This window comes from Winogradskyella sp., assembly GCF_965228925.1.
In the GTDB taxonomy this organism is placed as follows: domain Bacteria; phylum Bacteroidota; class Bacteroidia; order Flavobacteriales; family Flavobacteriaceae; genus Winogradskyella.
Window position 1 is genome coordinate 3766690 of record NZ_OZ245845.1, and the last position, 15733, is coordinate 3782422.

Below are 15733 nucleotides of genomic sequence, written 5' to 3' on the forward strand. Positions count from 1 at the left end.
TCTAAAGATTTCTCTCTTTAGCCTGTCTTGAGTATTTCGTCTACGCTCAATATAAACTTAGTCGAAAGATTCGAAATGACTCAACTTGTCATGTCGAACCTTGCGTGAGACATCGCACTAGCTTTATTCATTGAAACTAAACTATAACAACGTATAATGAGATTTAGCTGCACTGAACCTTCGGTTTCTCGTCGCTGATTCTCGGCTCTGTCGAAATGACAATCTATACGAAAAGTTTATAGAAACCAAAAGTATCTGCAATGAAATTGCAACGTTACAACCCGTAACTAGATAATGAAACCTCTTATTTCAAACGCCAATATTAATCATATGGCGTTTTTTTTATTCGAAAAAAATAGGGAACTTTACAAAAAGCCTTCCTTATGTCTGTTCTCATCACAAATATCAAGCAACTCTTACAAGTCCATGACCACAATGTCTTGATTCTTAAGGGAGAAGCTATGAAAACATTGTCAGTACTAGAAAATGCCTACCTCTATATCGAACACGATACCATCATTGAATATGGTGAAATGCAATACTGTGAAGGTATTGAAGCTGAAACCATTGTCGACGCCACAGGCAGGATTGTATTACCCTCATGGTGCGATTCCCATACCCATATCGTTTATGCGGGTAACCGTACTTCTGAATTTGTAGATCGTATCAATGGCTTGACCTATACCGAAATCGCAGAACGCGGCGGCGGTATTTTAAATTCAGCCAAACTACTTCAAGAGACCTCCGAAGAAGACTTATACGACCAATCCATACAGCGTCTGGAAGAACTCATACGTATGGGTACATGTGCTTTTGAAATTAAAACCGGCTATGGCCTTACGGTAGACGCCGAACTTAAAATGCTTCGTGTGATCAAACGCATAAAACAAGAAAGTTTAGCAAAAATCACACCTACCCTATTGGCCGCGCATGCCATTCCGGAGGATTATCGTGATCGTAAAGACGCCTACATTAAGTTAATTACGGAGGAACTGATTCCAAAAGCAGCCAAGCTGCATATATCGCGTTATATCGACGTCTTTTGTGAAGAGGGCTATTTTGATATCGAAGATACCGAAGCCATCCTTAAAGCTGCCGCGAAATACAAGATGCGACCAAAAATTCATGTCAATCAGTTCAATATCCTTGGTGGCGTTGCCTTAGGTGCTAAGTATAACGCCCTATCCGTAGATCACTTGGAAGAATTGAGCGATGACGACGTAAAGGCTTTAAAAAACACGGATACCATACCTGTAGCCTTACCAGGTTGCTCTTACTTTCTAAGTATTCCGTATACGCCAGCAAGACAATTAATCGACGCGGGCCTACCTTTGGCCATTGCGACGGACTATAATCCTGGTTCTGCACCAAGTGGTAATATGAATTTTATTGTCGGAGCGGCTTGCGTCAAATTAAAACTAACGCCGGAAGAGGCGATTAATGCGGCGACTATCAATGGGGCTTATGCTATGGGTATAAGCAATATGTATGGGAGCATTACCCGAGGAAAAAAGGCCAATGTCATCATTACAAAACCTATGAACCATTACAGTGAAATCCCTTATGCTTTTGCACATAATCCTGTAGAGCAAGTGGTGATTAATGGTCAACTTAAGGACATAAAAAATCCGGAAGAAGACTTCCGGATTTAGCTATCAATCAATCAAATAAATTCTTTCTTATTTCAGTTCAAATTCTGAAGAAGAAATCATTTCTTTATCATTAAATACGCTAATCTGGTAGCGTCCTTTTTCAAATTTGGAGTTATCTGTTTGAGAAATGTACTCGCAGATATTTAGGTTTCTATTCTCATAGTTAAATCGGCTGATTAAGCTGTAATTTAACACCTGATCATCAAATTGAATTTGGTTATTCGCCCCTAAAACGTTGTTCTTAGGATCGATGACCTGTACGTATAACTCTTTGTCACCTGCTTCTGTTAAGGTATTCTTAGCTACGGTAAAGCAGACTTTAATCTTATCACTTCGACGTGCACGTTCTGTTGGTATTTGCTTACCGCTACTTCTCTCAATCACACCCATACCAACTAATCCAACAGTTTGTAAGGCCGCAGCATCTTCAACAACATTAGCCAATTCTGTATTTTGTACCAATAAAGAATCCGTGAATACGGTACGCTCTGCCAACTGCACTTGTGTACTATCTAAGGAGGTCGCCAAATATTCGTTCTCTACTTTTAAACGATCATTCTCAGCTAGTAATTCGTCCATTTCCTCTTGTAAGGCCAAGAATTTTTTCTTGTATCTAAACAGACTGTTCACGCTATTCTGTGAAACTTTTAGAGAATCCATTAAGCCTTGAATACGGTCTCTTGCGGCTACTAAATCCTGATCCTTAACTTCACTTTCGGCAATAGCTTGGTCGTATTGCTTCGCCATATTGTTGAGATCATTCATGACTTGTTGCTTCTCAGAAATGAGCTCTTTTTCTTGTGCTTTACCATCAGAATATAGTTTTGATGCGTAAAATGCAGTTCCTAAAAATAGTATTAAAAGTATCCCTAATCCTACTTTAAGGCCTATGTTCGATTTTTGTGAATCTTCCATAATTTTTAGTATTTAAGTTGTTGTCAATTTGTGTTCTTAAATTAAATCAAAAAATCAGTCTTATTTAAATAAAGCTGTATTTTTATTAAACATTTTATTAAACGTCCAAATGCAAAATCTCGTCATATTCACTTCAAAAGATCGCGATACACTTTTAAAGCTTCGTAAAGGAGAATCAAAATTTGGAGAACATGTTCAGCTTATATCTAAGCTCACTAACATATACGACGATATTAACAATTTAGATGTTGACTATGTGATTTTTGGTATTTCAGAAGACATCGGAGTGTATGCAAACCATGGAAATACGGGGGCTTATAAAGCATGGCAAGCTGTAATAAAAGTTTTGTTAAATATCCAGAGTAATGGGTTTACAAAGGCGAAACGTGTTTTAATTCTCGGGCATTTAGACTACAACCAAGAGCGAGATATCGTCACCCAAACACCTACAAAAAAATCCATATTAAAAGCGAGACAGCATGTGGAACACATTGATAAAGATGTGACTTATCTGGTCTCGTCTATAGTAAGCGCTGGCAAAATTCCAATTGTCATTGGTGGTGGACATAATAACGCCTATGGAAACATCAAGGGCCTCGCCTTGGCTAAAAATGACAAGGTCAATGTAGTAAATCTCGATGCCCACACCGACTTTAGACCTGAAGAAGGACGTCATAGTGGTAACGGGTTTAGCTATGCCTATGCCGAAGGGTTCTTAAAGAACTATTTTATCTTCGGGTTACACGAAAACTATACCTCTGATAAATTATTTAAGACCCTAAAGAAGCTAAAGGCTATTAAATACAATACTTATGAAGCGCTCGACATTAGAGGTGAATTAGACTTTACATCCGAACTGGAAAGGGCAAGCCATCATATCTCTGGCAAGCATTTTGGGGTCGAAGTCGATTGCGATGCCATAGAAAACATACCCAGTAGTGCCGAGACGCCAAGTGGATTTAGTGCTAAACGGGCCAGACAATTTGTACATTATTTTGGGCAACATCACAAGGCCAGTTATTTACATATTTGCGAAGCCTCACCAAGAAAAAAAACAGCACATAAGGTAGGTAAGCTCATTAGCTATCTCATCACGGATTTTATAAGAGCCCATACAAATTAGAGGACATATCCCCTTTTGTTTTAAAAAAATTATGTATTTTTACATAAGTACTTATATAAATCATTATTTAATATGGATGCATTAAGAGGTTATGGTGCCCTAAGTTTAGGCTCACGATTAAAAAGAGTCAGCGAATATATGATGCGCGAAACACAACTCGTATACGATAGGTATCACATCGACTTCGACCCTTACCTGTTCCCCGTTTTTAAAACCGTCAGCCACCATAAGGGCATCACCAATACCGAACTCGTTACACAATTAAAATTTACACAACCTGCCATTACCCAATTTGTCAACAAGCTCAGCAAAAAAGGCTATGTAGAACAACGGTATCACGATATCGATAAGCGTAAGAAGCTTATTGTTTTAACCAAAAAGGGCCATAACCTATTGAACGCTGTAAAACCGATATGGACGGCCATTGACAAGACCATGGGTGAACTCACCAACCGGCAATCTGTATCTTTATTGGATCAAATCGGTCAACTCGAAGATCGATTTAAGGAGACTGATTTTAATGAACTCATACTAGAACATATCAACACCAACATCCAAGGACCAATTGTTATAAGCGACTATAAGCCGGAATACAAACAACACTTTTATGATTTAAATATCGAATGGTTAAAGACGTTTTTCTATGTAGAGCCCTTTGATGAAGAGGTGCTGGGCAAACCTGAAACCTACATTATCGATAAAGGCGGCTTTATTTTCTTTGCTATTAAAAATGAAAACGTGGTAGGTACCGTAGCCTTAATGCCAACCAATGAACCCGGTGTTTTGGAACTCACCAAAATGGGTGTTTTACCCGAAGAACGCGGTCAAAAAATAGGACAACAATTATTACAACATTGCATCGACTTTGCAAAAACCAAAGATTTAAAAGCATTACTACTCTACTCCAACACCAAATTGGAAAACGCCATTTATCTCTATCGAAAATATGGCTTTAAGGAACTAGAGCTAAAAACGGACAGTCCGTACAAACGTTCTGATATAAAAATGTTATTGACCTTGTGATTTTGGATTGCCAAGGGGCTAAGATCTAGTCGCCAACCATTTGATTTTTTTGGAATTATTGATTTTGGTCTTATAAAATTCCTCGATATTAATCTTATACACCGCTTTTGAAGGTTCACTGGAATACTGATTTTCCGAATACCCGCCAAGGATATACAACATATCGTCCTTATAGAAGAGCTCTGCAAACTTCAAATTTAGCTTTATCCGGTACTCGTTTAGTATTCCGGTTTGTGTATTATAGGTCGATAACCTGCCATTATCATAAATATAGATCGTATCTTTATGGTAGGCCAAACCCGGACGTTCTGCCCCTGTAAAGAGGTCGCCTTCATGCTTCCACTCCCCAGTCATTAAATCAAAACTCTCTATGCTCGTCAATGGTCTACTATTAAATCCCCCAATTAAATAAATCTTATCATTAATTAACAGCCCTTTCGTTTCCTTAGGGTTTGGCATTTCGCCTAGCTTGTACCAATAGCCTGTTTTCAAATTACAGAAGTAAACATCTTTAGCATATGTTCTGCTACCATTTTTGTTGATCTTCTTAATACCCCCTAGAGTAATGAGATAATCATTATACAAAAAGGAGGCAAAGTTTACGGCTTGGTTGGGATTGGTTTCGTCCAAACTTATGGTGTTGGAATCTGAATTATAAATCTCAATGATATCATCTAGATATTTTTTTCCCGTGGGTACAGGTCGTTTTCCTCCAAATACATAAACCTCATCGTTATAGATATGTAAATTATGTCCACTGCGCTTTCTAAATTCCAAATCCGATGTTTCCCAGGTATCACTAGGGATGTCGTAGACCATCAGATGGCTAGAAAAATTCTCCTGATCGTCTGGTGTCATGCGCCATGCTTGTAAAAAATTCCTAAAATTTATACCCATAAGTCCAGGAATAGCCCGATTGGTTACATATCGAGCATTGCTAAAATCCCTAACAAACATCTGACGATTAAATCTATAGGTATTTTCACCACCCACTACGTATATTTTATCTCCTTCTAAACCAGCTGCAAACGAAAACAAGGGTTTGTCCAAAGATGCTAGCTCTGTATAGTTGATATTCTTTTTAAGGTTTCTATCAAAATTGACAACCGTTTCAAAAAGCTGATGATTTTTAGGTTCTAAGTATACTTTTAGATGCTTCTTTTTCGCCTCTGATAGGTGAATGGCTTTGGTCACAAAACCAATATGGGATACGTAAATAGAATCGTTAGTATTGTACTTAGCTTTATACCTAAACCTAAATTTGCCCTCTAGATCCGAAACCGCCCCATTCTTTTTGCTATAGTAGATATGTGCATTTTCGACGGGACCTTCTGTGTTTTCATTTAAAACAATACCTTTTATGGTTTGGGATGAAAGATGGCCGATAGAACACAAAAAGAATAAGGTGATGATCAGAGATTTCATAGCAGTATTAATTTATAACTGTTTAACTTTCAGCATAATTTACCGCTTTTTCACCAATTAGGCCGTTAAAAAAACTATAATTTCAGTGTCGTTTTTAAATAATCAAAGGCCTCATTAATGTTATTAAAAATATGCTCTTCGGAAATCAAATCCGGTACAATATCAATGGATACCAGTTTATCTTTGGGTTGTTCCTGCAAAGCCGTCAATAGGACCTGTACCCCTTTTTTTTCTAAATCCATAACCGCATTTTCCAAAGCATATAAACCCGACTGATCAATATAGGGCACCCGATCCATCCTAATGATTAAGGCTTTAACTTGCTCTGGGATATTTTTTATTTCGTTCTGAAAGTGCGAGGTAAAACCAAAGAATAAGGGCCCGTATAAGTGCTTAATGTAGACCTTATCCTTGTAATTATTATAGAATTCTACCTCATCTTGCCATGGTTTTTCACCGTCAAAACCAGCCAAAGTCCCTACTTCCATGCCCTTTTCTCCGATATCACTAGCTTGCTTCATAAATAACAAACAGGCCAATAATAAGCCCATGCCAACTGCTTGTATTAAACTACCGAAGGTCGTTACTAATAAGACTAAAACAAGGACAAAGGCGTCAGCCCTAGGAACTGCTAATAAGTGCTTTAAGCCTTTGGTATCTACGATCTTAAATCCTATAGGAATTAACAAACCCGCTAGTACTGATAAGGGAATGTAACCTGCCAATTTCCCTAAGCCAAGAAGTACCGCCAACAATACTAAACCATGAATGGTGCCCGAAACACGGGTTCTACCACCAGAATTGATATTTACAACGGTTCCTTTGGTTGCTCCAGCCCCTGGAATACCACCAAAAATGGCGGCTATAGAATTTCCAATACCTTGACCAATCAACTCTCGATTACTGTTGTGCTTTGTTTTGGTCATATTATCTGCAATCACTGAGGTCAATAAAGAGTCAATTGAGCCCAAAATTGCTAGCACCGTAGCATATTCCCCAATGAGCATATAAGCACTGGCGTCTATTGAAAAAATCCCATCGACTTGTAAAGACGGTAATCCGGAAGGAATATCACCAATAATTGGCACATCCCATTGAAGAAAATAACCTACAATAGAAGCGACGATTAAAGCCACTAAAGCACTAGGAATGACTTTGGTGATGTATGGAAATACATAATAAATTAAGACGGTTAAGGCGCCTAATGCCAGTGCCTGCCAGTTAAAATCCGAGAATAAACGCGGGAAATCCTGAATCACCAACCAAGTGGATTTTGCGGAATCCAAACCTACAAAAGGAAATAACTGAAGAATGACGATAATTAAACCCACACCACTCATAAAACCAGAGACCACGGGATAAGGAAAATATTTTACGTAGCTGGCTATATTGAGAAACCCAAATACAATCTGAAAAATTCCTCCAAGTAAAAAGGTTAGAATAATTATAGGCATTGCCGCTTCCAAGCTCCCTGTTAGCTCAATGGCCGCTGCAACTAAAGCCGCAGAGACCACGGTCATTGGACCTGTAGGCCCACTAGCCTGTGTGGCTGTACCTCCAAAAATAGCGGCAAAAATACCTACAGCAATAGCGCCATAAAGACCTGCAATCGCACCCAATCCGGATTGTACACCAAAAGCTAAAGCCAACGGCAAGGCGACAACACCTGCGACTAACCCACCGGTTAAGTCCCCTTTAAAATATTTAGTATCGTAATATTTTGAAATCATAGTTTAGTTTGGTTTAAGTGCTTATAAAGATAAAACAATCAGTAAAGTTTATACAGCGATTTACAATCGAATCTCAATTCTATAATATCTATTCCTATTTTTTCTCTTATTGATTGTATTTGATATTTCAGTTTCTAGACTATTGGTAAAATTCAAATAATTCATATTACTGTGATAAAGTGCGTTGTCTAAATCCACCAAAGCTTTATGTTGCATGCTAATTCTTGGGATGTAAATTTCCTCTACCTTGATTTCATAATCATCCAATAGGTCTAAAAATTTTTTCTTTTTGATTAATTCTATCCAATCGAATTCTTTAGCGTATTTCCTTATGATCTGAAGTACAAAAGCTCTATATGGATTTCTGTAATTATTATGGGTGTAGATGACTTTGTCAAATATGGACTTTATATAATTATATAAGCTCGGTGTTTTAGAACGATTTACTTCATTAATGGTATCGTGTACCAATACCGAAAACCAATCTTTATCTAATTGCAAATCAACGACTTTAAAATAATAGTCTGTAGTCGACCTCGAAATTAAATTAAAAGCATATTTATGACGCTTCTGAACTTGATAAACATCAATAATACCGCGATTTATGAGATTTAAAAGTGTAAGCCTTATGGTCGCTACGGTATGTAACCTCCAATCAAAACCCTCATAATTAATAAAATCACCGTACTTCAACCTTGGATATTTTCCAATGACATAAAGACCTATGTCGTCGCATTGAAAAGATTCGAAGTTAAGTTCAATTTTAGTTTCAGAAACTTTTATGACTTGATATAATGACAAATCCAAAAACGTTTTTAATTCTTTATGTCTTGCTGCAAATTTGAATTAAAGTCATCATCAATTATGATAGCGTCTGCCTTCTACAACCATGGCCTCAGGGACCAAATGGTCTTCGATGGTACGTTCTTTATTTCCAAACTGTTTATGCTTAAAACTAACAATTAAAAGGGTATCCGACAGCTCCTTAATCTTGAAAAACTTATAGTCTTTTTCTTGGTTGAGCAGTGTTTTGACTTTATCTCCTTTTAGCTTAATATAAGATCCGTCGTCATTCGTGTAAAAACTCCAATTGGCTTCCATGGAGTCTCCACAATCTTTATGTTGAGCATTGTTGTCTGTCGTTATACCGTTGGCATTATAGGTTACTCTATACGAAAGGAAACAATCCCCCATATTCATGCGATAGCCGTCATTATAGCGTTTCGCGAGTTTCCAAGTTTTGGATGAATTATTGGTTAATAACGCATTGGCATTTTCTGGTAGATCGAATTTATCTGAGGAACAGGACGAGACAACCATCAAAACCATAAATCCCAAACACCAAAATCTTCCCATATTAACTCCCAATGGCCTTTAACGAGTCTATTTGACGTTGCAAAGCTTCTATTTGCTTAGAGTTATCCTCTACTTTGGGAATGGCTTTTAGGGAGTCTATAGCTTGCTCAATGATATCTTCGTCTTTGGGTGTTTCTTGATAGTAATAGCCAATACCTTCACTAGCTCTCCAAGCTTCATTGAGTTGACTATAAACGGTTTCGTCCCAGGTACTTGGATGCTTTACATCTATCCAAATCACATCCCTGTATTCGCTATCAATCAATACCAAATCTGGTGTCGCGGAACCATCGAATTGCTGGGCATTTCGGTCACTTATTGAAGAGATGGTCCCTAAGAAAAACATCCGCTTTCTGCCCGCGATGTCTTTTATATAGGGTCTGAATTCTACGGGTGTACTCGCGTTCCAATCGTATTCCTTGCGCGATTCTTTAACCTTTAATGGCATGGCAGACACACCGGCATAGCCCTGCTTCTTCGTCGCGTGGTCGTAATAATACAACTTATCGGTACCATCGGCAGGAACAAAAACGCTATAGCTCAAGCTCGTACGCTCATCCCCTACCGGTTCTAGACCAAACCAATGGTAGAGTCCGCTGTAGGCATCCGAGTTATTTCCGGCAAAATCAAAATCCGTCACATAAGGTTGTTGGTTTTGATCTTTGGGCATCAGAGGAATCTTAACCGCAGTTTCCATATTCCAGGGCAAGGGATCACTAAATCCACCCAAAAACTTTAAGGACTCGGCCTGCAGTTGCGACACTTTTTCGGATAAGGTGTTTTGCTTGGTCAAAAATTTATAATTTTTAACTTCTTCTGGACTCACAAAGGTTCCCTTTCCTATGGTGATACGCTCTAAATAATCATTAAAATCGTGCGCTCCATTATCAACGATCATAACACCCCCAAAGGTTGGATAGGGAAAGAAAAAGCCTTTCCATTTGATGAGGCTTACTACTTGTACCCAATTGCCTTCATCGTTTTTCATATAAAAGGTGTCACTAGGTTCATAATTAAACAGCATCCAAGGATTAAACCGTTGTACCACGGCATTATAGGTGTTTCTACTAAACTTTAAGGATTCGCCTATTGAAAAGGTAACATTGATACGGTTTTCGTTTGAAAATCTCGGAAATGGTGTTGTGCTGCTTACTGAAAAGACCTCCTCCGTATTATCACTAATACGTTGCATGATATACTTTTCGCTAGGTTGAATGGCCATGGTCCATTTATTCTCTGTACCTATCCGTACCAAATGTGGTAAAGACACGTCTTTGGTTTCGCCAACGCTCTCATTGGCCATTGAGAAAATATTACGCAATGGTTGTATACGTTCGTTTTGAGTTAAAGGCAGTTCGTCTATTTCTACTCTATTAAGATGATTAAACACATTGTAAGTCTTCATATAGTCATAAAGCCCTTGATTCCATCCCAAGAAATACAACAAACCAAAAAATACAATAAGCAGGCCTAAAATACCCAAACGTCCTCCTGTACTTGCCGTTTTTCTAAATTTTCTCAATCCGAGAATTAAGACCAAAAGACTGACCAAAATTATGAATATATACTTTCGCAGAAATAGTAATGCTGGCTGGTAATCGTCTCTAAAAAAGAAGAGCGCAAGTAAGAGCAAAATTCCGATGATAATAACAATTCGTTTTTGTTTTGCTCCTTTGTTCCAATAGGTTTTAATCATGATTATTTTTTGTCATTCTGTCCCGATAGCTATCGGGATGTTTCAGAATCTATTTTAGTTCCTCGTATTATATGAGATCCTGAAACAACACTTCGACTGCCTGTCCACCGCACAAGACTTTGGAAGGCGCAGCGCTCAGTGTATCAGTTCAGGATGACACCTTGTGTCACATAAGCCCCTTATCCTTTAACCGATCACGCGCAGATTTCTTTTCAACTTCTGGCTCAGGTTCTGGTTGAATGTCTTCCTTGACCTCTTCAATTTCCTCAGTTGTGGCTGGTTTTAAGTCTTCAATTAAATCCTTACCCTTTTCAACAGCATCGCCCAACAAATCACCAATAGAATCACTTTTTTCTTCTACCACTTTTGTGGTTTTAATTACAAAATTTGCCAGATACGTTCCGATTATGGTTCCTGTAGCGAAGGTTGCTAAACCAGATAAACCATAAAAATTGGTAAACACTTTAATCGGCGTTAAAAACTGAAGAATTAATCCGATAACCAAAAGGGAAATTACTACAAACAATAGCCTTGGTATGAATGACTGCTTATAGACAAAACCCTTTGGATTGTCAGCGCTCATCTGAAGTTCTTTACTATTCATCATTTTGTTGATAAATCGATAAGCGCCATTTCCATTAGATTCCCGCCAGTAGATAAAAATCCCAACTAGAATAGCTGAAACAAAAATTATGATGTCAATTCCTAATCCCATATTGTCGAATTTAAGGTTCTTATAAAATTAGTCTAAAAATCTTAAATATTGTTACTAATCGTTTCAATCACCCAATCCCTGAACGAATCATCCCAGGTCTCATAGCTCTTGTAAAACTGCTCTTTATCATACCAATACAAAAACAATACATCCTTTGGAGAAATATTGATTAAGAGCCTATGTATTAAATCGCGATGTTTAGTCGATAAGGAAGAATGCGGTTGGTGCAGGGCAAAATATATGGCCTGATCGACCATATCCTCTAATTTGTAGGCATTACTGCGTTCTAACCTTTCGAGATACAGTTCTACACCCATAATTTGTTTTCTGGACTTGATATCAATTTTATTGAGATAACTTTTGAACAGGGATTTACTGTCCAAGATGTCTTTGATCGGATGCTCGGCATCCTTGAGCAATTGGTACAACTCAAATTTTTTGATGCGCTCATAATTTGGTGTTCCCACCATATATTCCAAATCACACTCAATAATGATATGGCTCTTTAATTTATCTACCAATTCGGGTTGGCCGATGTGATAAATCAGAACATCGTGAACGGTATCCTTAATAGCCTCTTTATAAATGGCTTCACTTTCAAAAACCAAAATGGGTTTAATAAAGTCCCGTAACAGGTAAACCCCATCAAAGGCCCTGGTATAAAAAGAATCTGTAGAAAATTGTAAGGGATGAAGCTTTAAATCCCTGTTGCGCAAGTCGCCATAGGTTTTTGCAGAATCCAATAACTCGTTATGTATACGCTCGTCTATAAAATTGTTTCCTGTTCTAAATTTTTCAACGAGCTGAAGCTGTTCCTTTTGCTTTTCTTCGAGATTATCAATGAGCCTAAAATTAATAGTGACATCTTCGTACCTTAAAACATCCAAAGGCTCATAAAACACATCAATGTCCTGATCAAAATCAATACAAATGGCCGAATCTCTTGTAATGTCATTTATTTTTTTGCCATGGGTTTTAAAGATATGGCGCATCATATCCCTATCAAAGGAATGAAATGGCAAATAGACCGGCTTTCCTTTCTGCAATGGCGAAATAATGATACCATGTGGATTAGCATCCCCGTGATTTAAATAATGTATATTGTTCTTTTCTTCTGCAATCTCCGGGCTCCAACCTACACCATCAATAGAGAACGATTCAAGTTTAGTGGTTTTAAACCCTAAGGTCTTTAAGCACTTATTGTAGCGCTCAACTAGTTTTCCACTTACTGGAATCAGTTCACTTCTATATAGGTTGGCTTCTTTTAGTTTGTTCATATTCATCTTCCACGAAAGTGGAACGCTTTTATTTTTTGGATTCCTGTCTGCACTTCGATGCTTCGACTGCCAATCCGCCGTACAAGACTTTGGAATGCGTGGCGCTCAGCACAAGCGAGCTCAATATGACATACAGGAATGACATTATAAAACTAATTCATGTATTTGGGCATATTGCAACAACATTATTGTCTTTGCATCAATAATCTCTTCATTTGCCATCATTTCTAAGACTTTCTGAAAAGGTAATTCTAAAATCTCTATTTCCTCATGCTCACTTTCTAAACCACCACCATCATTTATTTTCATACTGTCACGATATTCGGCAACGAACAAATACATCTTTTCAGTGAGTGCACCGGGTGATGTATATGCGATGAGCACTTGCGTGGCATCAGTAATCTTATACCCAACTTCTTCTTCGGTTTCTCTTATAATCGTTTCCAAAGGGCTGTCATTATTATCTATAGCACCGGCACAAACTTCAATAGACATGCTATCTCTTGTATCATTCTCATAAATGGGCATTCTGAATTGCCGCGTCAGAATCACGGTGCCTTTGGCTTTATTGTACAATAAAACAGCAGCCCCATTACCTCGGTTATAGGTTTCACGCGATAAACGTTTCCATTCCCCTGTTTTGAATTTAAAGTCATAATCGATACGATCTAACTTTGCCCAGGCCGTTGAGAGGTTGATGTGCTCTATGTTTTTCAAGTATTCCATATACTATTGGATTTAGCTCAGCTAAAAGCTTCTCTCTCCATCGGAACGACAAATCGCTTATAGTTACTTTTAACTTTCTTTTCCAAAACGCTCTCGAGCTTCTGTTTCAATATTTAACTGATTAATTCTGGCATCGACCTTACGTTTGAAATCGGTATCTGCAATGGTAGCTACATTGTCTAAATAGCGTACCACCTCTTGTCGTCTAATATCACTAAAATCAAGTCCTTTCATATTGGCGCGCATAAGCTCTTGTAGCATCCCGAATTTGGTGTCGTAGTCCTTTTTAAAGTAAATCTCTGGATTTTCGAACCAATCGGTTTCCAAATCAAAATCCGTCAATCGCAGTGACACCGCTTTTTGAATATTCCTCACATCGCGTGATGAAAAGAAGGGGAATATCTTCTGAATCTCGGTATACAAATGTGCATAAAACATATGATCATCATCCTCATATTTTTTAGACACCTTTTCAAAGGTATCCAGAACACGTTCTTCGGTGGGCTTATCTATTTTTTCTAAAATCTCTCCTAAGTTTTTAGCTACCTTTTGTGCATCCAAATATTTATAATCTTCAGGATTATCCATATTGATGAAGTCTGGCATGGTATCTTCTAACTTTCGCCACCACAAGTAGTCCTGATCCACAAAGTCTTTTTCATTTCGTGCTCCATCAATTTTGAAACGGCCCTGAACACGAGAAATTACAGCTTTATCCAACATTTCGGGTAAGTTGGTAAACAAGCCTACGGAGCTATTACCGTAGTTGACCGCATAAGCGCCTTCAGTATATCTTAAAAAGACGCCGATAACCTCTTTAACACCTGCAGAGACGCCTTGTGTGGTTCGTTCTTGAAGGTTGTTCTCGGCATCATCAATCGGAGCAAAAATTAACCGTGTCGGATCTTGTAAAGGCTTCATCCATTCTACCATTTTCTCAGCCGATCCTCCTTGAAACGTACTTACAATTGTATCGGGCATGGGGTGAAATAAAAATGGTATTTCCAAATTCTCACTGTGTTCCTTCAATCGCGTCGCTATGGCAGCAATCAGCATACTCTTTCCAGTACCAGGGATACCATAGCCCATAAATACAGGCATAAAACCTCCTAATTCTTGGAAAGGGTTTTTCTTAGCTTCAAAGTCGTAACTCAACAGTCGCTCCGTTAAACGTCTTGCAAAGTGCTTGGCATCTTTGTTTCCAACGATTTGTTCAAACTGTACCTTATTGAATTCTACACTCACTGCAGTCCCTTGAAAGACATTGTTCCAACCGTCAACCGCAAAATCGGAATGCTCTAATTTATAGGCTCTATCAACAATCGTTTCGGTATACTCTAAACTGCTCTTACGTAATTGAATTTCATCAATCAAGGCTTCAAAATACACCACAGTAAAATCGATGACATCCTTATCGGTTTTTATGATGTCTGGATGCCCTAAATACTTATCATAATAAAACAACTGGCACGAAATTCCCTTGAGTGGAGATAACAATGACACTTCTGGAATACCAGCAAATTTCTGTTTCATCACCGATAAATCATCGGAAGCATGCGGTTTTAAATCGTGTAGAATTTTATAGGCTGTAGCAAACAACATAAATGCCGTAGCCGTTTGCATTTTACTTTCATATTCGCGCTTACCTGCATTATCTAATGCGGATCTGTTTTCGTGCAATGTGGATAATCCTGAAGCATCGTAATAGCTATCTTTTATCCATAAACCAAGTGTGGTGCCTTCTTGTACACCAAATAAGGAATGGTTTAAATGAATCGGGATAGCCACAGATTCGGGCAATAAACGCTTCTTTAAGGCCAAAATCGTTTTAGACACCGAAGTCACGGCAACGCTACTGCCATTATTGGCTCTAGACAGATACAAAAGAATAGACTCGTCCTTACCGTCGTTATCTCTGTTTTTAGCGCGCTGGCTTTGCTCCCATTGAATAGATTTTAAATAGGATGACGCTTCATCACGAAGCATATCGAGTTCATTTTGTTTTATAGGAAAAGTCGAGTTGTGTTCCATTGTTAAGTTATAAGTACAAAAGTTATAAGTTATAAGTTTTACACCTGATGCTTCAAGCTTCAAA

General features: G+C 38.1%; 13 protein-coding genes. 3 read left to right on the top strand and 10 right to left on the bottom strand.

Translation table 11 applies throughout. The features are described 5' to 3' along the window. Nucleotides 1-383 precede the first annotated feature (383 nt). The gene (gene hutI, locus ACO052_RS15605; protein WP_422104720.1) at nucleotides 384-1652 is read left to right on the top strand and encodes an imidazolonepropionase; all 1269 of its coding nucleotides are present in this window, start codon (nucleotides 384-386) and stop codon (nucleotides 1650-1652) included. Nucleotides 1653-1679: 27 nt separating this feature from the next. Here the strand turns inward: hutI and ACO052_RS15610 are convergent, their stop codons facing one another. Beyond that, nucleotides 1680-2567, bottom strand: a complete 888-nt coding sequence (locus ACO052_RS15610) for a chromosome partitioning protein ParA (RefSeq protein ID WP_422104721.1) — start codon at nucleotides 2565-2567, stop codon at nucleotides 1680-1682. A gap of 109 nt (nucleotides 2568-2676) precedes the next feature. On the opposite strand from ACO052_RS15610, the gene ACO052_RS15615 reads away from it, so the two are divergent. Both ACO052_RS15615 and ACO052_RS15620 read left to right on the top strand, forming a co-directional pair. After that, a complete protein-coding gene (locus ACO052_RS15615; protein WP_422104722.1) occupies nucleotides 2677-3690 on the top strand; it encodes a formimidoylglutamase in 1014 nt (337 codons plus the stop codon). Between the two features lie 72 nt (nucleotides 3691-3762). After that, nucleotides 3763-4713: a bifunctional helix-turn-helix transcriptional regulator/GNAT family N-acetyltransferase gene (locus ACO052_RS15620; RefSeq protein WP_422104723.1), complete on the top strand. Its 951-nt coding sequence runs from the start codon at nucleotides 3763-3765 to the stop codon at nucleotides 4711-4713. Nucleotides 4714-4731: 18 nt separating this feature from the next. Here ACO052_RS15620 and ACO052_RS15625 read toward each other — a convergent pair whose 3' ends face one another. The 9 genes from ACO052_RS15625 to ACO052_RS15665 form a co-directional block, all read right to left on the bottom strand. Further along, on the bottom strand, nucleotides 4732-6138 hold the full coding sequence (locus ACO052_RS15625) for a Kelch repeat-containing protein (RefSeq protein ID WP_422104724.1): 1407 nt from the start codon (nucleotides 6136-6138) through the stop codon (nucleotides 4732-4734). A 74-nt stretch (nucleotides 6139-6212) separates the two neighbouring features. After that, nucleotides 6213-7868: a SulP family inorganic anion transporter gene (locus tag ACO052_RS15630; RefSeq protein ID WP_422104725.1), complete on the bottom strand. Its 1656-nt coding sequence runs from the start codon at nucleotides 7866-7868 to the stop codon at nucleotides 6213-6215. 60 nt (nucleotides 7869-7928) lie between these two features. Further along, complete coding sequence (locus ACO052_RS15635; RefSeq protein ID WP_422104726.1) at nucleotides 7929-8669, bottom strand: hypothetical protein; 741 nt, start codon at nucleotides 8667-8669, stop codon at nucleotides 7929-7931. 57 nt (nucleotides 8670-8726) lie between these two features. Then, nucleotides 8727-9224: a lipocalin family protein gene (locus ACO052_RS15640; protein WP_422104727.1), complete on the bottom strand. Its 498-nt coding sequence runs from the start codon at nucleotides 9222-9224 to the stop codon at nucleotides 8727-8729. Nucleotide 9225: 1 nt separating this feature from the next. Further along, nucleotides 9226-10920 carry a hypothetical protein gene (locus tag ACO052_RS15645; RefSeq protein ID WP_422104728.1) on the bottom strand — a complete coding sequence of 565 codons (1695 nt, stop codon included), beginning with the start codon at nucleotides 10918-10920 and terminating at the stop codon, nucleotides 9226-9228. Between the two features lie 166 nt (nucleotides 10921-11086). Next, nucleotides 11087-11635, bottom strand: a complete 549-nt coding sequence (locus tag ACO052_RS15650) for a hypothetical protein (RefSeq protein ID WP_422104729.1) — start codon at nucleotides 11633-11635, stop codon at nucleotides 11087-11089. Nucleotides 11636-11676: 41 nt separating this feature from the next. Then, complete coding sequence (locus tag ACO052_RS15655; RefSeq protein ID WP_422104730.1) at nucleotides 11677-12912, bottom strand: DUF6638 family protein; 1236 nt, start codon at nucleotides 12910-12912, stop codon at nucleotides 11677-11679. Between the two features lie 144 nt (nucleotides 12913-13056). Then, the gene (locus ACO052_RS15660) at nucleotides 13057-13638 is read right to left on the bottom strand and encodes an NUDIX domain-containing protein (RefSeq protein WP_422104731.1); all 582 of its coding nucleotides are present in this window, start codon (nucleotides 13636-13638) and stop codon (nucleotides 13057-13059) included. 69 nt (nucleotides 13639-13707) lie between these two features. After that, nucleotides 13708-15669, bottom strand: coding sequence for an AAA family ATPase (locus ACO052_RS15665; protein WP_422104732.1), 1962 nt, complete (start codon nucleotides 15667-15669; stop codon nucleotides 13708-13710). Between the last annotated feature and the right edge of the window lie 64 nt (nucleotides 15670-15733).